This window comes from Labilibaculum euxinicum, from assembly GCF_009795715.1.
Classification (GTDB): Bacteria; Bacteroidota; Bacteroidia; order Bacteroidales; family Marinifilaceae; genus Labilibaculum; species Labilibaculum euxinus.
Window position 1 is genome coordinate 171782 of sequence record NZ_WTCR01000003.1, and the last position, 23465, is coordinate 195246.

16 protein-coding genes are annotated in these 23465 nt (G+C 34.2%); 8 read left to right on the forward strand and 8 right to left on the reverse strand.

Going from position 1 to position 23465, the window contains the following annotated elements:
* Positions 1–3: 3 nt before the first annotated feature.
* Positions 4–2436 carry a cache domain-containing protein gene (locus GQR60_RS04630; protein WP_124991807.1) on the reverse strand — a complete coding sequence of 811 codons (2433 nt, stop codon included), beginning with the start codon at positions 2434–2436 and terminating at the stop codon, positions 4–6.
* A gap of 14 nt (positions 2437–2450) precedes the next feature.
* Positions 2451–3011, reverse strand: coding sequence for a hypothetical protein (locus tag GQR60_RS04635; RefSeq protein WP_124991808.1), 561 nt, complete (start codon positions 3009–3011; stop codon positions 2451–2453).
* A gap of 399 nt (positions 3012–3410) precedes the next feature.
* On the opposite strand from GQR60_RS04635, the gene GQR60_RS04640 reads away from it, so the two are divergent.
* A complete protein-coding gene (locus GQR60_RS04640) occupies positions 3411–4769 on the forward strand; it encodes a histidine kinase (protein WP_160463412.1) in 1359 nt (452 codons plus the stop codon).
* Between the two features lie 5 nt (positions 4770–4774).
* On the opposite strand, the gene GQR60_RS04645 is transcribed toward GQR60_RS04640, so the two are convergent.
* The gene (locus GQR60_RS04645) at positions 4775–5587 is read right to left on the reverse strand and encodes an aminotransferase class IV (RefSeq protein WP_124991810.1); all 813 of its coding nucleotides are present in this window, start codon (positions 5585–5587) and stop codon (positions 4775–4777) included.
* A gap of 172 nt (positions 5588–5759) precedes the next feature.
* Here GQR60_RS04645 and GQR60_RS04650 point away from each other — a divergent pair, with 172 nt between their 5' ends.
* Positions 5760–6050 carry a hypothetical protein gene (locus GQR60_RS04650; RefSeq protein ID WP_124991811.1) on the forward strand — a complete coding sequence of 97 codons (291 nt, stop codon included), beginning with the start codon at positions 5760–5762 and terminating at the stop codon, positions 6048–6050.
* Positions 6051–6099: 49 nt separating this feature from the next.
* On the opposite strand, the gene GQR60_RS04655 is transcribed toward GQR60_RS04650, so the two are convergent.
* From GQR60_RS04655 to GQR60_RS04665, 3 genes are all read right to left on the reverse strand, one after another.
* Positions 6100–6441 (reverse strand): avidin/streptavidin family protein, encoded by a 342-nt coding sequence (locus GQR60_RS04655; RefSeq protein WP_124991812.1) that lies wholly within the window; start codon positions 6439–6441, stop codon positions 6100–6102.
* 76 nt (positions 6442–6517) lie between these two features.
* Entirely contained in the window at positions 6518–7510 is a 993-nt protein-coding gene (locus GQR60_RS04660) for an isoaspartyl peptidase/L-asparaginase family protein (RefSeq protein ID WP_124991813.1), read from the reverse strand.
* Positions 7511–7582: 72 nt separating this feature from the next.
* A complete protein-coding gene (locus GQR60_RS04665; RefSeq protein WP_124991814.1) occupies positions 7583–10561 on the reverse strand; it encodes a tetratricopeptide repeat protein in 2979 nt (992 codons plus the stop codon).
* Positions 10562–10952: 391 nt separating this feature from the next.
* Between GQR60_RS04665 and argS the strand changes: the two genes are divergently transcribed.
* The 6 genes from argS to GQR60_RS04695 all read left to right on the forward strand — a co-directional run bounded on the left by argS (position 10953) and on the right by GQR60_RS04695 (position 16899).
* The gene (argS, locus tag GQR60_RS04670) at positions 10953–12746 is read left to right on the forward strand and encodes an arginine--tRNA ligase (RefSeq protein ID WP_124991815.1); all 1794 of its coding nucleotides are present in this window, start codon (positions 10953–10955) and stop codon (positions 12744–12746) included.
* Positions 12747–12937: 191 nt separating this feature from the next.
* Positions 12938–14269: a signal recognition particle protein gene (gene ffh / locus GQR60_RS04675; protein ID WP_124991816.1), complete on the forward strand. Its 1332-nt coding sequence runs from the start codon at positions 12938–12940 to the stop codon at positions 14267–14269.
* A gap of 67 nt (positions 14270–14336) precedes the next feature.
* Positions 14337–15218 (forward strand): bifunctional 5,10-methylenetetrahydrofolate dehydrogenase/5,10-methenyltetrahydrofolate cyclohydrolase, encoded by an 882-nt coding sequence (locus GQR60_RS04680; protein WP_124991817.1) that lies wholly within the window; start codon positions 14337–14339, stop codon positions 15216–15218.
* 123 nt (positions 15219–15341) lie between these two features.
* A complete protein-coding gene (locus tag GQR60_RS04685) occupies positions 15342–15662 on the forward strand; it encodes a hypothetical protein (protein ID WP_124991818.1) in 321 nt (106 codons plus the stop codon).
* Positions 15652–16014, forward strand: a complete 363-nt coding sequence (locus GQR60_RS04690; RefSeq protein ID WP_124991819.1) for a hypothetical protein — start codon at positions 15652–15654, stop codon at positions 16012–16014. Before GQR60_RS04685 ends, GQR60_RS04690 begins: the two co-directional genes overlap by 11 nt.
* 264 nt (positions 16015–16278) lie before the next feature.
* A complete protein-coding gene (locus tag GQR60_RS04695; RefSeq protein ID WP_124991820.1) occupies positions 16279–16899 on the forward strand; it encodes a CPBP family glutamic-type intramembrane protease in 621 nt (206 codons plus the stop codon).
* Positions 16900–16917: 18 nt separating this feature from the next.
* Here the strand turns inward: GQR60_RS04695 and GQR60_RS04700 are convergent, their stop codons facing one another.
* Positions 16918–21504 (reverse strand): translocation/assembly module TamB domain-containing protein, encoded by a 4587-nt coding sequence (locus GQR60_RS04700; protein WP_160463413.1) that lies wholly within the window; start codon positions 21502–21504, stop codon positions 16918–16920.
* 23 nt (positions 21505–21527) lie between these two features.
* Complete coding sequence (gene bamA / locus GQR60_RS04705) at positions 21528–23348, reverse strand: outer membrane protein assembly factor BamA (protein WP_124991822.1); 1821 nt, start codon at positions 23346–23348, stop codon at positions 21528–21530.
* Positions 23349–23465: the final 117 nt, after the last annotated feature.

A 23465-nucleotide genomic window follows, 5' to 3' on the forward strand; every position in this document is an offset into this window, starting at 1 on the left:
TCATTAAATCATCCTGTGGATAATTTCAATTAATTCCTGCTTGATAATTGGTTTGGTAATGAAGCCATCAAATCCCGACTTAAGAACTTGTTCTTTTTCATTGGCTAAGGCATAGGCTGTTTGAGCAATTATTTTTGTGTTTGGACTATCTTTTTTAATTAGTTTAAATGTGTCGTAGCCATTTAAATTTGGCATTTGAAGGTCTAATAGAATCAAATCAAAATGATTATTCATGCAATAATCAACGGCTATCTTTCCATTTTGAGCAATGATGAGTTCAGCTCCCGTCGTTTTAAGCATTTTTTCCAAGAGGGTGAGATTCACCTTATAATCATCCACGATCAGAATCTTTTTCCCTGCTAATTTTTTATTGAAATCAGAATCCTCATTTGATGTTGAATTTACTGCAGAAGACTTTTTTTTCTGATAAGGAATACTGATGAAAAAGCTGCTTCCAACATTTACGGTAGATTCCAGCCACATTTTACCATTCAAAAGTTTTGCCAGTTTTTTTGATATGGAAAGTCCCAGGCCAGTTCCTCCATATTTTCTAGCATGGGAATCATCTGCTTGTCTAAATTGATTAAAAATAACATCTTGCTTGTCTTTTGATATTCCAATTCCAGTATCTTTTATCGAAAAGATTATTTCACCCCCATTTAATTGATACGAAACTATAACACTGCCTTTTTCGGTGAACTTTAACGAATTTTCAACGAGATTTGTAATAATTTGTTTTAAGCGAAAAGGATCAGTGTAAATAACAGATTGTTCGTCATTTAAGCCTTTTAGGAATTGAAGATCAATATGATCTTTCCCTTTGCCCGTTTTAATTTTTTCGAAAGTTTGATGCAATTCATCAAAAAGCTGATTTAAATTAAAAATAGTTCTTGAGATTTTAAGCTCCCCCGATTCAATTTTGGAAAAATCGATTATATCATTAATTAAATTTAGTAAGGAGTTTCCACTGTTTTTTATATGATTGAAAAATTGTCTTCTGGTGTCGTAAGGTATATCATCTTCTTGTAATAACTCAGAGAATCCAATAATAGCATTCATTGGAGTACGTATCTCATGAGACATGTTGGCAAGAAAGGAAGATTTTAAACGATCAGATTCCTCTGCACGTTCCTTAGCAATTTCCAATTCTTTCTCCTTCTGACTACGAATGTCAATCATCCTGTTGATTGTTTTCGACATATCCCGAAATTCCGGAAAATACAATTCATCAGGATTAATTTTAATGGATTGAGTGGATGCTTTACGGAAAAAATTATTGAATGAAACGAAGTTTCGATTCATCTTCTTTGAAATAAATTTCGAAGTGAAATAGAAGATTAGAATGGCAATTCCAATCAAAATAATAATCTGATAGATATAATTTAAAACCGTTTTCCGCAATTCAATATGAGCTGTTTGAATGTTTGCGTCAATGTCTCTTGTATATATACCTGCTCCAATTATCCAATCCCAATCTTCAATTGTTGCAATATACGAGACCTTTGTGCCTCGATTTGAATAAGGATCTTCATATTCAATAAAGCCTTCCTTTTTTAACTTTGCGTGTGATAAAAGATTTTCAACATTATTTCTGCGAAGAGCATTTTTATAGTCTCGGTAGTTTTTCCCAATACTCTCAGTATTATTATGAAGCAGACAGGTTCCATCTTTTTTATATACAAAGAAGGAATTATTATCAGCAAGGCTGATTTGACTAATTCTATTTAACGCTTCTTTTTGATTTTCATCCTGCAGGTCATCTAAAAAGGAGAAGCTTCCAAAGTACCAATTGTAAGGTATGAATTTCTTGATATATGATACCTTTGTGTAAGCATTGTATTTGTTTTTTACTTTATTCGGATTTTTATATTTAGTATAAGCTTCATCTTGAAACATCATTAAGTTGATTTCATTCTTAATGAGATAGTTTTTATTAAGATCTTGAAAATCAATTAAATTCTGTCCCTCCTTTTCTTTTGATAAAGGATATAGAATGCCTTTTCCAGCCAAGGTGTTAATAAAAATGTATCCTTTATCATTCGAGAAACGCATGGGGGAAATAGCTTGCTTAATTCTGCGTTTTATTTCCTGATCGGATATTTTTCCTTTGTTTTGTCTGTAAATGTTTGATGCAATAGCATGTGCTTGATTAACAAAGTTTTTAAGTCTGTTTTTAATTCTGTTTTCGGCCTGAGTATTTTGATAATTGATAAAATTAGTACACTCTTCGGTTTTGCTTATCAGCAATTTCTTTTGGTGAGCGATGGATTTAATTCTAAGTGCTTCTGATTCAATTGTGAATTTTGAGACTTCTTTATAGATCCAAATGCCTCCTATTCCAACAAGAAAGCTTACCGTTAAGACAAGAAATAGTAAAAAGTAGGCTCTACTAATACTAAGATTATTTTGTTTTTGTTTTAAAGGCCTTAAATTCATATTCTAAAATTAACTCAAATTTTGAATTGTTCTATTATTTGGTCAAAAACCGGATTAAATATTTCAAAACCGGATTGAATATCATTCTTCACATTTTCATCAATTAAGTTTTTATTAAACTCATTTGTATAAGAATATTTATTGATGATGTTTATGTCGTAACGCTTGGTTTTTTTGTTGATTATGAAATGTGGAATAGTATGATAAGCCGCTTTTATCGAAAATTGATCTTTGGTCAGGATTTCCTTTTCAAGAAGAAAATTGTACAAATCAATAAAATGGATGGATGAGTTGGAAAGATAAACCCGTAGTTCAAAATTTAAGGAAAGCGGGATTTCATAAAAAAAATTGAAATCTTTACATGTTTGATTTTTATAGTGGATTGTTATGCGGTTCATATTTATATTGACAGGACTGTATTCTATGTTCCATTCCAAATTAGTAATGGCATTTAGGTCTTTTTTTATTGCATGAAGAATTTTTAACCGTGGGAGCGTAGTAAGAACAAAATTTTGATTCTCAGAATACTCTTCGCTAAGCTTCGCTAAATTTGTTGCAGTAAAAGTATATTTCATAAAATAATTTTTCTCAATTGGTAATTAAGAGAACAAAAGAAGTGAAATTATATGAATGGTTTACAAATTCAATTTAAAATTGAGCCTTTTTATGTTTTAAAATCATAAATTAAATACGAAACAAATTGAAAATTGTTAATCTTTTGACTTTAATTCTTGTGAAATCATACTTGTAATTTGTAATTCAGAATCATCGTAAATAAGCAAACTTATGCTTTGGCTTGATTTTGATGTGGATAAAGTATCCTGAGTAGTAATTATTCAAGCATGTTTAATGCAATTTTTCAGTAAATAAGTAGTTGTTAATAACACTTGACACATTTGGCACATTTGACACATTTTTAATTTGTTCTTATTTACTATTATTGCAGAATGATTTTTATCCGAAGAGTATTATTCTTGATCATATTATTTTTTGTTGGGATGCCAATGTGTGTAAAAGCATATTTACAATCAACAAGGAACTTTTCAATTGCTGATGGACTTCTCAGTAATATTGTTTTTGATATTTTCCAAGATTCAAGAGAGCTGGTTTGGTTTGCGGCCGATGCAGTACTGTTTGAATTTATTGGTGAAGAGATTAAGTTTCGGAAAGAACTTTCAAGACTGCAGGGAGAAAGAATTAATTCAATTTGTGAAGACGAAAAAGGGAATTTATGGTTTTCGGCACAAATCCATGGTGAAGATTGGATGCCTAATAGTTCACTGGCAGATGAATGGACTAATTCACCAATTGAGTTAAATTATGGTGAGAATGATTTAGCTTTTACGTTTGGAATGGATTTTTGCCAGAATATATCAAATGTTAGGTTCAGATATTTATTAGATGGATTTGATGAGAAATGGTCAAATTGGAGTTCTTCCTCAGATGCTGTATTTTCTCACTTGCCAAGTGGTAATTATACTTTAAAAGTGGAAGGAAAACACTTAAGCGAAGGTGTTATTATTCCTTCTTCTTTTGATATTATTGTGAAGACTCCGTGGTGGAAAGTGTGGTGGTTCATCATATTGCTGAGCTTGATTTTTGGAGGACTCGTTTATGTCGCCATGTGGGGTTATGCGTATTTTATTCGAAAAAGAGAAAAGGAAGGAATTAAACAATCGAATAGGGTTATTGGATTGAAAATGAAATCTTTGCAAAATCAGTTAGATCCGCATTTTATTTTTAATTCTTTAAATTCAATACAGAGTTTTATTTTGGAAGAGAAAAAAGAGAGTGCCCTGGAATATCTTTCAGATTTTTCGAATGTACTGCGAAAGAAGATTGAAAATGCAAATAAGGATTTTATTTCTTTATCGGATGAAATTGCTTATTTACAACTTTATTTGAAGTTGGAGCAAATGCGGTTTTCTAATAAATTTTCGTACAAAATAACTGTAAATACAGCAATTAATCCTTTTAAGTCTAAATTGCCGCCAATGCTAATACAACCATTTTTGGAAAATGCAATAAGATATGGGTTTGCAGCATTGGAGACAAAGGGAAGTCTTGATGTGAATTTTGAGATTGAGCAGGATGGGTATTTAAGATGTATTATTAAAGATAATGGTGTCGGGCGAAAAAAGGCCAAAGACCTGCACGAGGATTCGAATATTAAAGTCCATCATAAAACAATGATTATTACACAGGATAGAATTAAATTATTGAATAAAGTTCTGAGTAATGGTCGGATATATGAATATTTTATTGAAGACTTGACAGATGAAAAAGGATTTCCAAGTGGAACTAAAGTGGTGATAGGATTTCCTAAGCAATAGGATATTTACTTTAAATATTCACTGATTTTAGTTCGAAGAACTTCAGATAACCTGCCAATAATTTCATGAGAGCTTGAGTAACTAATTGAATTGATTCTTTTTATTGGTAAAATCTGTAATGATGTGCCAGTTAAAAAGGCAGCCTCAAAACTTGGTAAATCATCATATTTAATGGAGTGTTTTTGAATAGGAATTTTAAGTTCTTCAGCAGCTTCAATTACTTTACTACGAATAATTCCGTGTAAAACATCTGTATCTAAAGCAGTATGTAACTCATTGTTTTTAATAAAAAAAAGATTAGATCTGCTCCCTTCAGTAATGTTTCCCATAGAGTTTAGGAGCAGTACTTCAAAGATTTCAGCTTCTTTAATTAAATCATTGGTTGTAGAACGAAGGGAGTGGTTGTATACTTTAGCATTTGGTTTTGGTCGGTCAGCCTGATGAACAAGAGTTCTAACACCATTTTTATACTGATCTTCATTGGGATAATAATGCTGAATAAAATAGGCCAGAAAAGTTTTATTTTCACCGTCGATATGAAATACTAATTTGATATTGCCGTTTTGGGAATCGTTCAATGCAATTAAATTAGATATGCTTTCTTTAATTTGATTCAGGTTTAACCAAAGGTTCTGTTCAAGGCAAGTCGCTGAATTTGTTAATCGTTGAAAATGTGATTCAAGAAATAAAGCTCTCCCGGAAACGACCCGAATAACTTCATACAGGCTTATTCCCCGCAAAAAGATTTTATCATTAAAATCTTTAGCAGGTTTTGCTTTTTCATTTTTCAGAAAAATGTAATGGAAACACTCACTCATAATCAACAGCCTCTGTTCTTAATGTAGATTTACAACTACAAATAAACTTTTTTTGCTCACCAATTGCAATGATTTCAAGATTATAAAATATGTGTGTGAATTATAAATTTTGGAATGCATACTCTTGGTATTTTTAGTAATTTAGCAATCATCAAAATCTAAAATTTTAATTATGGCAAGCAGAAGAAATTTTAAAAAAGACATAAATTTCCTAACAAACGAGATATTAATGAGAGGTATCATTCATTTGAATTTCTTTGGACGTGAAAATTCGGAAGACGTGTATGTTATCATGAATGAGGCGGCAGCGTCTCGAAATGAATATATTGCGCGCATTAATCAAAAATTAAGTGGTAAAACAACAAAAGAAATCAAGAATCATTATAAGTCCATATACGATGATTTGTTAGATTCAACACACAACTTACTCGGTAAAATTGATAATTTAGATGTTGCAGTCTAATTTAAGATACATGAATAAAGGGCTAATTAATTAGCCCCTTAATTTATACCTATGGTTTTCTAAAAGTTCCCACTCCTGTAAGAATTGCTTTGGCAAGCTGTTCTTCTTCACCTCCTTCACTCTGTGACAAATGCCACATGGTGTGAATTACAGGTCCGGATTCGTCCAGTTCAAAACGACCTGTCCAACAAGCCAAAGATCCGTACTTTTCAAAATCTACCATAAATGCAATAACATTAGCATTGATTTTTCCTGTAATTTCAAATTTCTCTTCGAATTTGGGTTGCCCTATTGCAGTTTGAAATGTTCCGCTTACACGATTTTCTGTAACAGTTAGATCCATTTCTGAATTGTACTGATTTTTCCATTTTCCGTTAAGGTTTATCTTCATAGCTTAATTTTTTTTGTGTGATTGTTGACTAAGTTTAATTTAGCTTGAAATATTCATTCCGCAAAATAAATTATTCTCATTTATAGATCAATATCTCAGTTTCCCCCTTTGAATTGGAATAAGCTCTGTACATACCATCCGTATTCATTTTCATTACAATATTGCCGTTTTTATCAAGGCCGATTATTCCACCGGTTCCTCCAATTTTAGTCAATTTATCAATAACTTTGTTGCTGGCCTCTTCCAAACTAATATTTTGGTATTCCATCATGGATGAAATATCTTTAGCAACACCTAATCGAATAAAAAATTCGCCGTGACCAGTGCATGAAACTGCACAGCTTGCATTGTTGGCATAAGTACCTGCACCAATAATGGGAGAGTCTCCGATACGCCCGAAACGCTTATTCGTCATACCTCCCGTAGACGTTCCAGCCGTTAGGTTTCCATCCTTATCCAAAGCTACGCATCCAACTGTACCGTGACGATCTTCCGGAGTCATTTCTTTCTCTTTTTTAAGGATCTCCTGCAGGTGATCCCATCTGTTTTGTGTGAAAAAATAACTCTGGTCAACTATTTCCAGACCTTGTGTTTTGGCAAATTCAGAAGCACCGTGGCCACTCAGCATTACATGTTCTGAATTTTCCATGACTTTTCTGGCTGCACTAATAGGATTTTTTATATCATCAACGCCAGCTACTGCTCCTGCGTTTAAATCTTTTCCCCACATAATTGAGGCATCAAGTTCGTTCTTTCCGGAATTGGTAAATACTGCACCTTTACCGGCATTAAACAGGGGCGAGTTTTCTAGAATGCGAATTGTTTTTTCAACCGCATCAAGGCTGCTTCCGCCATTTCTTAATATGGAATCACCAATTTGGAGAGCCTCTTGAAGTACTTTTTTATACTGTGTTTCCTTTTCAGGAGTGAAATCCTTACGCAGTATAGTTCCGGCTCCGCCATGAATTACAATTGCATAATCAGATTTGTTTTCTGCATCAGGATATAAAATAAAACTGCTTACTATTAGAGTGATGATAATAAATAATGGTAGAATTGCTTTTTTCATGGGGGGGGGATTTTTTATTATCAAAAATAATAATGAGTGGAATCAAGTATTTAAGAGTTGGTAAAGAACATTTTAAGATAGATTCTGTGATATGATACGAAGAAGTTTACTCCCGGTATAGGGTTTTATTATGAAGTCATCAAAGCCCGATTCTGAACGTTTTTGCTCTTCATTCTGATGGTTAAATTCAGTTTGAACAATTACAGGCACATGTGGGTTTTGCAGCTTTATTTTCTTAGTAACCTCGTATCCGTCAATTTTTGGTAATTGAATGTCCATCAATACCAAGTCAAAATGATTTAATTTAAACTGCTCAACTGTTTCAGCCCCATCTTTTGTCCAGGTTACTTCTGCATTTGTCTTTCGGAGTACTTCTTTAATGTAAAGGAAATTTGATTTTTTATCTTCTGCTACTAATATTTTTTTTCCGGTAAAATCTGTTTCCTTATCGTCTTCTGAAGTTTCGGAACTTATCTTAATGGGATTTGATTGGAAAGGAAGATCCACATAAAATTGGCTTCCTACATTCGGTTTCGATGTAAACCAAATATTACCATTTAGTAATTCAACCAAACTCTTTGAAATTGTTAATCCCAGACCTGTACCCCCGTGCTCTGCAGAATTATTACTTGCCTGTCTAAATCGATCATAAATTAAAGATTGATCTTCGTACGGAATACCAATGCCTGAGTCGTTAATAAAGAAGCGTATTTTGTTTTCAATTAATTCGATGCCAAAATCAATATGACCCGATTTTGTGAATTTTAAAGCATTTCGCAGGAGGTTTATTAGAATTTGTTTTATTCGAACCCGGTCGGAGTTAATTGTCAGATCTTTAGGTATATCATTGTAGTGAATGGTAAATTCAATATGATTCTTTTTGTCAGCATATTTAAGCTCATCGAAAATGCTTTTTAATTCTTCAAGCATTGGATAAACCTTGAAATTTGATTCTTTAATTTTCAACTGTTTTGATTCAATCATCGAAATATCCATGATATCGTTGACAAGAGTGAGCAAAATATGTCCGTTCTCATAAATAATTGAAGTGTAATGGTTTTGTTTTTTTGAAGAATTGGTCATCGTCAACAGTTTAGAAAACCCAATAATAGCATTCATTGGAGTTCTAATTTCATGAGACATATTCGCTAAAAAGGAGGATTTTAATTGATCCGATTGTTCTGCTTTTTCTTTTGCTTTAATTAATTCAATCGTCCGTATTTTTACGAGATTCTCAAGATTTCGATGATTCTCCTCTAGCTGTAATTCTGCTTTTTTTCGTACCGTAATTTCGCTGGTTAATTTCTTATTTGCCTTTTTTACAGCAAGGTAAAGTCTGTAAATTAATGTTGTTGAGAGCAGAATGAGAACTACAATTACTATTAAAAATGAATTGATAAGGGATTGTTTATTTAATTTTTCTTTTTCGATTGATTTTTCATTGGCGAAAATTTTTTCCAGAGTTACTCGTTTTTCTCTTTCGTTTTGCATCTGAATCCAACCAATTCTATTTTCCATTTGTGCATTGTACATTTGGTTGTACAAATCAAAATACAATTGGTAATAGTGCAAGGATTGTTTATAATTTTTATCGGATGAATAGATCTCTGATAAATTTTTTACACACTCAGCCATGAGAGTTTTTCGGCCAATTTCAGAGGCTATATCAAAGCTTTTTAACAGATATTGAATTGCCAGTTTGTGGTTGTTTTTAGTCTTATATAATTCACCCAAATTATTGTAAGTTGATGCAACACCACCAATGTTATTAATACCCATATTAATAACAATTGCCTTGTTGAAAACATCCATGGCTAACGCCAAACTATCTCTTTTTACATGAATTAAACCGATATTTGTATAACAGGATGCGATTCCTTTTAAATTGCCTATTTTTCTTTGAATGGAAAGCGATTTATTATAGCTGGCAAGACTAAGAGGGTAATTTTTTTCTTGGTAATAGGTGTTCCCTATTTTGCGATAAGCATCGGCACTGCCTTTTAAATATCCGATTCGTTCGTTTATTTCTATTGATTTTTGAAACTTTTCCCGAGCCATGGTGTGATCCTTCATTTCATATAAAACCATACCAATGTTTAAGTAGCAATTCGCAATATTTTTTTGAGATCCAAGCTCTTCAAAAAGCTTTAGTGCTTTATGCAGATATTCTAAAGCTTTGTCATTCTGCATAAGGGATTGATAGACCTCGCCAATCCCCATATATGACAGTCCTATCCCATTTTTCGATAATAGTTTTTTGCTGATTTGTAACGATTCATTGTATAGATCAATGGCTGTAATTCTATTGCTTAATCTGTTGTGCAGTTTTGCCAGATGGTTTAAAGTATATGCAATATTTTTGTCGAGATGATTTTCTTTGCCAATTTCCAGCGCTTTTTCGAAATGTTTTTTTGATGATTCCAGATCATTAATTTCAAAATAAGCATTTCCCAATGCATTGTGGGTGTAGCAAATGCCTGAATTGTTCTTAAAACGTATATTTAGCTCCAATGCCTTATGGTAATTTTTTAATGCTTCATCGTACCTGCAGTTTTCTAATTTTATATTGCCAATGGCATTGTAGCTAAAACTGAAATTAATACTGTCTTGGGTTAATTTTTTTAATTCAAATCCTTTTTGATAAAACAATTCTGCGGTATCATAGTTACATGTTGAATAGTTTAAATTGCCTAAATAACCATAGCAAAAACTCATTTTCAGAGTGTCTCTCATGCTTTTCCAATATTCAAGAGAAATATTAATACAGGTTTCGGCATTTTTAAATTCTCCCTGATACAAATATATTTTCCCTAATAATTCATTCGCGATTGCGTATTGTTTCATGTTCTCAAATTCAAGTGCTTTATCAGCGGCCTGCAAGCTTAATTTTAAAGCTTCAGCATTATTTGAATTGAAGTAGGATTGGGCAATTTCGATTACGCGATCAAGATTTGCATTTTTTATTGTAAAGTCTATTCTTTCTGATTGGACGGTTGCTGTGACGTGAAAGGTGGTAATTAGTGAAAATAGAAGGAGGAGTATGTTTTTCATTCTTTTTAACTTAAGAATTTGTGCAATTAACTGTTATAACTTAAAATGAAAGTTTTTGTTGTTTTTATTTCTATTTAATTTAATAAAGAATTAAAAAATATCAAATTAAAAATAGACAAGGTTTTGTAATTTCTCAAAGGTAAGTAATGTTGCTCTATAAGAAGTTAAATAGATGAGGCTATTTGAGGGATTCCATAAACAAGGTCATGAATGACTTTTTTCTAAATGTAGGGAACTATTTATTTTATTCGTATTATCTTTGCACATTCGGATTATCGGGTACTTTTAGGGGCGGTTAATGCATGGAAAAGTTAGACTGGCTAAAAGACCATTTTGATCTGATAAGAGATATAGTTTGTAAATAGTTGAATTCGAAATAAAGAATTTTCAGATGAGTATTGAAAGCATTATAAAAGGTAAGGTTATAGAGGCCGTAAATAGTTGTTATGGTCATGGAATTGATAATGAAACAGTTCAGATTCAAAAAACAAGACGTGAATTTGAAGGCGATTTAACTGTAGTTGTATTTCCTTTTTTGCGCTTTTCAAAAAAATCACCGGAAGCTACAGCCAATGATCTTGGTGTTTTTCTTCAGGAAAATATTGAAGCGGTTACTGCTTTTAATGTTGTAAAAGGATTTCTGAATTTGGTTATTGACAGTTCTTATTGGATATCAGTGTTGAATACTGCTTTTCAATCGGAAAACTATGGCTTTAAAAAATTAGAGGCAGGTGCTAAAAAAGTGATGATCGAGTATTCTTCACCAAATACAAATAAGCCATTGCATTTGGGGCACATTCGTAATAATTTATTGGGGTATTCTGTTGCTCAAATTTTAAAAGCGAATGGTTACGAAGTAATCAAAGTAAATTTGGTGAACGACCGTGGCATTCATATCTGCAAATCGATGCTTGCGTGGCTGCGTTTTGGTGAAGGTGAAACTCCTGAATCAACTGGTTTAAAAGGAGATCATTTGGTTGGAAAATACTATGTGAAATTCGATCAGGAATACAAAAAAGAAATTGAAGCTTTAGTAGCCAACGGAATGGATGCTGATGAAGCTAAAAAACAAGCTCCGTTGTTGTTGGAAGCTCAGGAAATGTTGGTGAAATGGGAAGCGGGCGACAAGGAAGTTGTTGCTTTGTGGAGAAAGATGAACGATTGGGTTTTAGCTGGTTTCGATGTTACTTATCAAAAAATGGGCGTTGATTTCGATAAAGTTTATTTCGAATCGGAAACCTATAAGAAAGGAAAAGCAATTGTTGAAAGAGGCTTGGAAGAAGGAGTTTTGTACCGTAAAGATACCGGTTCTGTTTGGGCTAACCTTGAGGCAGATGGATTGGATCATAAACTATTGTTACGTGATGATGGAACCTCTGTTTATATGACTCAGGATATTGGTACAGCTTACGAACGATTCAATGAATTCAGTATCGATGAGCATATTTATGTTGTAGGTAATGAACAAAATTATCATTTCCAGGTGTTGTCGCTGGTTTTAGGTAAACTGGGATACGAATGGAGTAATAAAATTCAGCATCTGTCGTATGGTATGGTTGAATTGCCTGAAGGAAAAATGAAATCCCGCGAAGGAACTGTTGTTGACGCAGATGAGTTAATGGATGAAATGGTAAATACGGCCCGCGACACTTCAAATGAATTAGGTAAGCTTCAGGGATATTCAGCAGAAGAAGCTGAGGATGTGTATAATAAAGTTGCTATGGGAGCATTAAAATATTTTATTCTTAAGGTAGATCCTAAAAAGAATATGATGTTTAATCCTAAAGAATCAATTGATTTTAATGGGAATACCGGACCATTTATTCAGTACACATATGCTAGGATTCAATCGGTTTTGAAAAAGACTGTTGATGAAGGAATTGAATTTCCTGAATTCGCAAATACAGCTATTGAGATTTCTGAGAAAGAATCAAATTTAATTCAAATGATTGCCAACTATCCGGTTATCATTAAAGAAGCCGGTGATACAACAAGTCCTGCTCAAATTGCAAATTACGTATATGATTTGGTGAAAGAATACAACCAATTTTATCACGATTTTCCAATTGCTAAAGAGGACAATGTTGAATTAAGAGCGTTCCGAATGGTTCTTTCTAAGCAGGTTGCACAGGTTATAAAAAGTGGAATGGAATTGTTAGGAATTGGTGTTCCTGAAAGAATGTAAAAATATATTTGTTAGTAAAGAGCGGATTTCATTTTTGGAATTCGCTCTTTTTTTATTTTAAAAGTGTTGTTTTAATACTATTTCTAACGAAAATGAAGAATCATGATAAAATTATCGACATTTCTATCGCATAGTCTTTATCGCTAAGCAGATTTTTTTAATTTTGCAGTGAAATATAAATCTGTATAATAATGTTTGAAAATCTTAACGAACGACTTGAGCGATCCTTCCAGATATTAAAGGGGCAAGGAAAAATTACTGAAATCAATGTAGCAGAAACATTGAAAGATGTGAGACGTGCCCTTTTGGATGCCGATGTAAACTTTAGTATAGCCAAGTCCTTTACCAATACAGTAAAAGAAAAAGCATTAGGACAGAATGTACTAACCGCATTAAAACCAAATCAGTTAATGGTGAAAATAGTTCACGATGAGCTGGCTGAATTAATGGGGAGTACACAGGTTGATATAAATATTCAGGGAAAACCTGCTGTAATATTAATTGCTGGTTTGCAGGGGTCGGGTAAAACCACCTTTTCAGGTAAACTGGCAAATCTTCTGAAAACAAAACGTTCTAAGAATCCATTGTTGGTTGCTTGTGATGTATATCGTCCTGCAGCGATCGAACAGCTGAAAGTATTAGGAGAACAAATTGGAGTTCCTGTATATACGGATATTGAGAGCAAGAACCCTGTTAAGATTGCTCAGGATGCCATTAAGCAGGCAAAAGCAAACGGAAACGATTTGGTGATTGTCGATACAGCTGGTCGTTTGGCTATCGATGAGGAAATGATGAAGGAAATTGAGGCTGTTAAAAAAGCTATTGATCCTTCCGAGATTCTGTTTGTTGTCGATTCTATGACCGGTCAGGATGCGGTGAATACAGCCAAAGAATTTAACGAGCGTTTGGATTTTGATGGTGTTGTTTTAACGAAATTGGATGGTGATACACGTGGTGGAGCTGCGCTTTCAATTCGTTCAATAGTTAACAAACCAATCAAATTTGTTGGTACGGGAGAAAAAATGGAAGCTCTTGATGTTTTCCATCCCAGTCGTATGGCCGATCGTATTTTGGGTATGGGTGATATTGTTTCGCTTGTAGAACGTGCCCAGGATCAATTTGATGCTGACGAAGCTAGAAAACTTCAGAAGAAAATCGCCAAGAACCAATTTAACTTCAACGATTTCCTGTCTCAGATTTCGCAGATTAAGAAAATGGGTAATCTGAAAGATTTGGCTTCGATGATTCCCGGGGTTGGAAAAGCACTTAAGAATGTTGATATTGATGATGACGCTTTTAAAGGTGTTGAAGCAATTATATTTTCGATGACTCCGGCAGAGAGAGAAGATCCGGGGCTAATTAACGGATCAAGAAGAAAGAGGATTGCCGATGGTAGTGGTTCTACCATTCAGGACGTGAATCGTTTAATCAAACAATTCGATGAAACGCGAAAATTAATGAAAATGATGACAAAAGGCGGAAACATGTCCCGAATGATGGGGAATATGGGAGGCCGAAGATAATAAACTTACAAATAGAAATGCTTGGCCACTTGGTCAGGCATTTTTTATACCGCAAAACGATACAACCATGGAATTAATCGACGGAAAAAAAATCTCAGCAGAGGTGAAGCAGGAAATTGCTGCCGAAGTAGAACTAATCAAAAAGGCTGGAGGAAAAACTCCTCATTTGGCTGCTATGATTGTTGGACACGACGGAGCCAGTGAAACTTATGTGGCTGCAAAAGTGAAAGCTTGTCATATGGTAGGTTTTAAATCTTCAGAGTTTCGTTTCGAAGAGGACATTACCGAGGAAGAATTGCTTGCAGAAATTAGAAAAGTGAATGACGACGATGATATCGACGGATTGATTGTTCAATTGCCATTGCCAAAACATATTTCAGAATCGAAAGTGATTGAAACCATACGTCCCGAAAAAGATGTTGATGGATTTCATCCTATGAATGTTGGTAAAATGGTATCGAGCCTTCCTACCTATTTGCCGGCAACTCCGGCAGGAATTGTTGAGTTGATGAAAAGATATAAAATTCAGACATCAGGTAAAAATTGCGTTGTTATTGGCCGAAGCAACATTGTAGGCACTCCAATGAGTGTTTTAATGTCGCGTAAAGCTGAGTATGGCGATTGTACAGTTACACTTTGCCATAGCAGAACTAAGAACATTGCAGAAATTACCCGTCAGGCGGATATCGTTATTGTTGCTTTGGGAATGAAAGAGTTTTTAACAGGTGATATGGTAAAAGAAGGCGCTGTTATTATCGATGTTGGAATTCACCGAGTAAAATCTGATAAAACAAAGTCGGGCTGGAAGCTGTTGGGCGATGTGAAGTTTGATGAAGTTGCTCCTAAAGCATCCTTCATAACTCCTGTTCCGGGTGGCGTTGGTCCAATGACGATTGTTTCCTTGTTACAGAATACTTTGCTTGCTGCTAAAAAGGCAATTTATAAATAGAACAAATATTTTTGATCAGATACATCACAGGCTTCCCTATTCGGGAAGCCTGTTTTTTAATGGGAATCGTTTTTACTTTTTAAATGGTTTAGCTTACCGGGGCTGTATTCATATTCTGTGGTGATGAATTCAAGTTGTATGATGATGAATTCAAGTTGTATGATGATGGATTCCAGTTATACGATGGTGGATTCCATTCTCATGGTGATAGATTCCAGTTGTTTGGTAGTAGGTTTCAGTTATTTGGTAGTAGATTCGCTTTATATGGTGGTATATTCTAGTTGTATGGTGATGAGTCGTATTGTAGTGGTAGTTTGTATTGCTCTTGTGTTTATGATTGGTTTTTACTTAATGCTTGAAAGATTTACCGGTACTGTTTTGAATATGTGTTCAATTGTAGCTAGTTTTGTTGAACGAATAGCACAATTGAATTATGGAAAATAATTTTAGAGAGTTGGTTGATTTATATCACCAAAAGAAAATAGAGGGAATGGATTTTTCCCAAATCCGTAAAGAATTAGTAGAAAAGAATATCGAAGAAGATCTGATTAAGGATATTGTCCGCGCAATTGATGATCGGATTTTAAGAGGAGAAGTGAAGAAGAAAGGGAAGTTTAAGGCTAGGGAATTGCGCCTGATAGGATGGACTCTAATGATAATTGGTGGTATAATTACTCTGGGAACCTATTTCCATTGGTTCGATATGAAGGGATATTATTTTGTGTCTTACGGACCCGTAATTGCGGGTTATTTACTAATTATTGCTGCAAGAAAAGCGCAAAGAAAAGAATTCTAGCTGGCAGTTGTAGCGAGTTGTAGGTATTTGTCTATTTTTGAGTTAGATAAATCAATTAAAAAAGGCTTTTTATTGTCATTTTTTTGGATTTATTAACCCTATAATTTCGTTAGTCAATAAAAATCCTCCGTTCCTAAATTTCACCAAAGTTTTTGAAACAAAATCCATCTAAAAATTGTAAATTAAATAGAACGAGTCTTAATAAGGAGTCCTCCTTATTTCAATTGGTTTTCTATTGTTTTCAAATTTTTAGTGGATAGTGAGATGAAAAAATTATACCTGTGGTTAGAAATGATTTTTATGTTTCTGGTACTTCCTGTCTTGTATTTTTACGAGCTTATACCGGTTCATAAAGCTGTGCCACTGGTTATTGTATTTCTCTATTGTCTCTTTATTGTTTTTAGGGATAAAAATTTTGACCGCGGTATTTTTCGAATTAAGCGTGACTATCCATGGCAGGAATTTTTATTGAAAGGATTTGTATTGCTGTTTATTACCTCAATATGGGTTTATATTTTTAGGGGAGATGTATTTTTTTACCTTCCGAGGAATAATTTTTGGATTTGGCTTGCTGTAATTTTCACTTATCCTATTTGGTCAGCATACACACAGGAATTCATTTACCGGGCATTCTTTTTTTATCGGTATAAACTTCTTTTTAGAAATCCATTATTACTGCTGTTGATAAATGCGGTTTGTTTTTCCATGGCTCACATTATTTTTAGAAACTGGATGGCTTTGATCTTTACCTTTGCAGGCAGTCTTATTTTTTCCTTTACCTATCTTCGCAACAAATCGTTAAACGCAGTTTTTTTGGAGCATTCTTTGTATGGAAATATTCTATTTACAAATGGCTTGGGTATTTACTTTTATTTACCGAATTAACAGGTTTCGAATTCCAACTTATTTCCAGGTCCATTTGATAATGAAATCAAAACCGGAATTCGCACTCTGATTGGTCGCCTGTAAAAAAAGAGAGCGGTAAAATTGGTATTCCATTGAAATTTTTTCCGGTTCAATAATTTTATCTTTTTTATCGATGGCAAATGTTCGTTCGTAATTCAGGTACAAATTGTTTGTTATGTATTTACCAACCGATACACTGCCTTGCGTCCAACCACTTTTTCCCGAAATTTCAATCACATCCAAACCAAGTGATGATTGTAAGGCATCCTTAAGTACATTCGAGAATTGGCCGATTGCAAAATCCTTGGCGATATCCATATTACTGCTCTTCATTGATGTATTTTCTCTCGTATCAAGTTGGTTCGTGCTTTTGTTGAATATCAGATAAGAAATGGCGTCTTTTTCTTCGATGGAGGTATCGTCAAGAAAAAATTTAACTTCGGGTTCATAAATTCGTCCAGTTACATTTACGCTAAGTTTTCGCAATTGATTATCCGGATCGCGGAATTTGTAGGCAACTTTGAAATTGACAATCGGATTTAGAGTTGCTCCACCTGTTAACGTGACTTCACCTTCTTCAAATTCAAGTCTTCGTCCGTAAATTTTATAAAATCCTCTTTTTACGTTCATAGTTCCGAAAATGTCTATCTGTTCATCTTCTTTGATCGCTTGTAGATTTCCTGCCAGTTCAAAATTCATGTTTTTGCCTTTTATCCAGGTGTTTCTAGGAATCTCGATGTCGAAATTTCCCTTCAGGTTTTTATAAATTGAAGGGAAATCTTTTTGTGTTGAATTCTTTTTTATAGTGTACTTTATTTCTTCATTTTCTGCATTTTTCCGTGCAGTAACCAAGAGTGGTTGGTTGGAATCATCATAAACACGATTGAATTCTTTTAGGAATATATCGGTATTTAGGTTTGAGTTTAGAATTGTGACTTTTCCTTTGAAGGTAGGGTTTTCAGGGGAACCGCTCAGGCTAAGATTTGTATTGATAACGGCCTTTATTAGTTCGGAGTCGAAGGCTTTGAAGTTTTCTCCTTTTACATCCAGATTAATGTTTTTTAATTCAGTATCAACCAGTGATTTCATTTCAGCCGATCCTTTCAGCTGCAATTTTCCTTTTCCGGAATTTATGAGAAGGCTGTCGAGATAAAAATAGTTGTTTGCCAGGCGACTGCGCATTTCGATATCACTGTAATTCATTCCCAGTTTTTTATATTGAAAAGCACCCTTGCCAAAATTTAGATAACCACTAATGTGAGGATTGTTAATGGTGTTATCAACATTGAGTTGTAGGCTTAGCAAACCTTTAGCTTCAATTCCTGTTGTTGGAATAAAACGATTGAATTTATTGATATCGAGTTGATCGATTTTTACAATGGCATGGATGGGATTGTCTTCCTTGGGAAGTACAAACTTTTCAGTAAATGAAAAGTGCAGAGGAAGTTCAAATTCTGCGTTGATAAGTCGTGACGAATAACCATCAAGATATGTCTCAAAACGAAGCTTTTCGTTTGTATAGTTGATATCAGATTGGAATTTGCTAAATCGCAGGCTGTCAATTTCCGGATTATCAATAGTGAGAATAGATTTAATAATTGGTTTGTTTGCTGTTCCGGAAATGTCGAGAAAAGCATTCACTTTTCCTGATATCTGATAGGGCAAAAAATGCAGTTCTGAAATGTTGATCAGGTTAAGGTTCTGAATTTCAACATGCAAATCTTCAGTTCCTTTAAAAGCAAATATTCCATTTGCTTTTAATGCACTTTGCTGCGAGCTAAGTTCAAATTGGTTTATTTCAATAGAATCCTGCCTAAATTTAATGTAGTTGGAATCGTTGCCTCCCTTCCAAATCTGATTGTTTAAATTTAATTGTATATCCTGAAAGGAAATGCTGGGATTATTATTGATTTTTAGTTCGGATAAAATTTTACCCTGTAAAGAATCGCTGGCAAAAAAGGCGAACGAATTAGTTGCTTTATGCTGATTGAACTTACTTTTAAAATGAAGTTCCTGAAGACTAAAATTCTGTATTTTAGAGTCACTTACCAAAAGGTTCATGAATCCGGAATATGTTGAATCTGCAAAATGGATTTCAGCATCAGCTGTTATTTTGTTGATGCTGATGGTATCGAGTTTCAATTCAGTTACATTCACCGAAGAGGATATTTGCAGAGAATCGGCCGGACCTTTAATTTCAGCTTTTAGTTGTCCAACAAGTTGTAATTTGTCGGTTCCTAAGGCAGAGAGGAGCTGCTGAATGTCAGTAGTTTTGATGTTTAATTCGAGCAGATTGTTCTTTTCCCAGTTTCCTTTGCCCGTTAAATCGGCGAAAGCAAAGGGCGTTTCTATATGAAATCCGTTTACCTGATATTTTCCCTTCTTATAGTTTATTTCTGCTTTAAATTTTTCAAGAGGCAAATCAAATATAGATGATCCGTTCGATTGAATTTCCAGATCAGCATTCATTGATTCGGGTTGAATCCCATTCCCTGCTGCAACTATTTCAAAGTTCAAATCGGAACGGAGCTTTTTGTTTTTTGTGATCTTGGAAAGATCAATGTTTTTCAAGTTGCTTTCTATTTTATATGTGGGAACCGAGAATAGGTTTTCGATAGAGTATTTGGTTTTCAGATTTCCTAAAACTGTGGAGGAAGTAATGTTACCACTACTATTTTCTTGGTTTTTCTCAAAAGTTAAGTTGGTATTCGCCATATAGTACTTTTCAAATGCAATATAATCTGCACTTGCTTTTGCACTTAGATAGATGTTTTTTAAAAAGATATCCGTACCGGTTTCCTTTTTCTCAAGCGAATCCGTATTTGCCAATAGTTCATCCCCCGAAAAGCGCGAATGAAGCTTAGCTTTGAAATTTTGCAAAATGAGTGAGTCGATTCCGGCATGTGCGATATTGATATCGCTTTTAAAATCCAAAGCATTAAAAGGTCCGGATAAGTCACTTGTAATTTTCCCGTTAAAATCGACGGGTTTAAAGCCTAGCGCGATAAGCGGTGCGTTTAGGTTATTTGATTTTAGCTCTAAATGAATAAGATTGTTTTCGGCAATGTTTCCCTTTCCCGAAAGAATAGCCTTTAAGTAGGGCGTTTCAAAATGGATATCATTAATTAGATATTCTTTTTTGTTGATAACAATGTTGGCATTTAAATTTGTGATTGGCTGATTGAAAAGGACTGATTTGGTTGATTCTAAATGAAGTTTTGTTTGCAGGTCACCAAGGATAAAGCCCTTGCCAACTGCCTGTAAGTCGATGTTAATGTCTGATTTTAAATTCTTATTCCTGCTTAGTTTGCTCAAATCCAAATTGCGAATTTTCAGTTCGGAACTGTAAGTTGCAAATTCAGAGATGTTTTCGATGTGAATTTTGGAATCTAACTTTCCGAAAAGAGTACTTGCTTTTAAATTTGCATCGAGTTCTTTTTTGTCTTTGTCAATAAGAAGAATAAAATCATCCAATTCGTAATTCTTATATTTTAAATCGGTGAATTTAGCCTTGGCATGAATTGAGTTTTCCTCGAAATCCAATCCATTTCCATTGATCTCAAATTCACCTTTTATATTCGATTTAAGGTCTTCATTATGAGTCCAGTATTCGCCGTTTAAACTATCAATTTCTATAGTAAAATCAAAAGCCGGCAAGCTGTTAATATCTTTAATTTCTCCCAGTATTTTAAAAATCTGATTCTGTTGTTTGATAGAGAAGTCTATTTGTCTGGTATTTTCTTTTTTGAGTATTTCAAGATTTATGTTGGGTTTGCCATGAATTGAAGGGATCCATTCGTTTACATCTTCAAAATCGAATGGGTTTGCATGAAATGAAACTTCGGAACCAAGCAATTGATTGAAAGGAACCGAACCTTTTGAGTTAAGCTTTGATTTAGGAAGTTGAAGTTCAAAATTAGTCCAGCTAAATACCGAATCAATTAAACTTGCTTCAAAATGTAAGTCTTGAATCTGCAGAGATGGTTTTTGTGTGCTTACTTCAAGTTTGTGCAGATTGATATTCATAAAATCAGCTGCAAATTTGAAACTGAGAGAAGCATCAAATTTTACATGCTGCGGAATTAACTGTGTGCTGTCATTCGCCACGATTTTGGCCTCAAAATTCTTCGTAGATACATCTGCCAATTCTATTTCCCATGAAAAGGGACTCGAAGGAACTTTAGCTTCAGAATTTTCTGCCCCGGGAATCAGTTTTTCAAGGTTCCATAAATCATCCTTGTCTTGTTGTAAGAAAACCGATGTTCCATTTAATTTCAGAGATGTAATTTCCAGTTTTTTTCCTGCAATCTTCCAAATGTTGTATTTTATTTCCAGTTCATCAAGAGTTATCAGCTTGCTGTTGTTTTGTTCCAAATCAATTTTCTTTACTAGAAGATGGGAGAGAGGATTGCCTTCAATTTTTCCTATCGTAAGCTCAGCATTTAGTTGTTGATTGGCTATGCGGCACACAGTTTCCGAAATCCAATTATTGAAAAGTCCGGTAGAAAGGAGAAAAAGCAGAATTGCCAGGAGAATAATTACTCCTGCACTTGCAATACCTGCTGTTTTTAAAAATCGTTTCATTCCTTCAATCATTTAATTTCACATTAAAAAGCATGCCCAATAGTAATAAAGAATTGGGTTCTGAATTTCCCCTCGAATAATGGGCTTGCAACATCCAAACGAATAGGACCAACAGGTGTTTTCACACGTAGGCCCAAGCCTGCATCATAGTTTAGCTGGTTTAGTTTAAATTCCCATGAGTTTAACCATGAATTTCCAAAATCCGTAAAGGCTGTGCCTGAAAAGATACCGTACAATGGAAATCTTATTTCAGCACTGGTTTCCATCATGCTGTTTCCACCCAATTTGCTTCCTGCTTCGTTTTTTGGAGAGATCTGATTACGGCCCCAGCCACGCAAGGATAGTGCTCCTCCCATTAAAAAACGATCTTCGATAGGACTTTGAGAATCGCCTTGGGTTGGTTCAATAATTCCAGTTTTTATTTTTCCGGCAAAAACAACATTCTTCCACAGAGAGTGGAAATAGTCTATTTCGGTCATAATTTTATAGTAATGAAACTGAGAATTAAAACCAATTCCCATATAGGTTGCTGTTCCTTCATATTTCAATCCTTTTTCAGGAGAAAAAATGTCATTGGTGGTGTTTAGGTTGTAGCCCAATGTTACGCCTGATTTATTGTGATTTAATTTGCCGGCATCCTCAATCGATATGGAGTCATCACTTTTCGATATATCCACTTTATCTTTACCAAATGTATAGGAAATATAAGCGGCAGATTTTTTTGTTAATTCCTTCTGAAAAGTAACCGAAGTTCCCAGCCTGTCTACTTCATAACTGTCTTCTCTTTCGCGCGAGAAGAACGGATTTAAAATGAAATCAAGATTTTTGCTCCATACATCGGGTTGTATAAATTTACTCTCGATACTAAGCGGCGTGAAGTAGGAGTGCTGTGCTTTAATCGACAGAGTTCGTCCTCCACCTAAAAAATTTAATCGTTTGAATAGAATGGATGTCCTGATTTTATCTTCGGTTCCATATCCTACACCAATTTTAACGGACCAGCGGGGAAGCTCCTTTATGTGAATGGAAATTGGCACTGAATCATGATTTACACTATCCAACATTGCACGAATGGTTACGTACCGGAATAGATTCATGTTGAATAATTCTTCCTGAGTCTTTTCAATTTTCACCTGAGAAAAGACTTCCCCTTTACTAAGTTCAACATGTTTCAGGATATATGCTTTGTTGATTACAGAATTTCCTTCCAGATTAATCTCACCAAAATAACTTTTATTTCCAGGGTTTACACTGAAATTAATATTTGCAGCATGTAGTTTTTCATTTAAATGGATGCTTTTTTTCACTTTCACAAAAGGAAACCCTTCGTGATTGTATTTTTCTCGGATTAAATTTTCGGAGGCTATGATTTTTTCATCTTGAAACAGGTTTCCGGTTTTTAGGGGAAGAATCATTTTTACAGACTCTAAAATTTGCATGTTTGCTTCGGTCCCGGTTAAGGAATAGCTGATTTCACCAATGGAAATAGGAGTTCCTTTACGGATGTGAATTAGGATGTCAAGTTTTTTGTTTCTTTTGTCTGGCAGAAGATCCGATGTAATTGATACATCTAAAAAACCATTCTTCTGATAGTATTTTTTCAGTTGAAGTAAGTCTTCATCAAATGTGAAACTGGAAAATCGGGTGGTTTTTTTCCAAAAAGTTAACTTTCCGGTAAAAGGTCTGGCTTTGGTATTCATCTGCGTAAGAAGAATTTCCTTTTGCAGCGTATCGATTCCTGTAAACCTTATTTTGTTAACTATTGCATTGTCCTGTGCTGATGCATTCAGGATAAAGCCTGTTAAAATTAAAATCTGAAGAAAAATTCTTCTAATATGCACCATATTTATCACTCAGCTTATTTTTATGAATAAAGATATAGAATTTAGAAGCAATTTTAGGTCGAAAGACATTGCAGCGACAAATTAAATTGCCGGGATGATTCTAAATAAGATAGTATC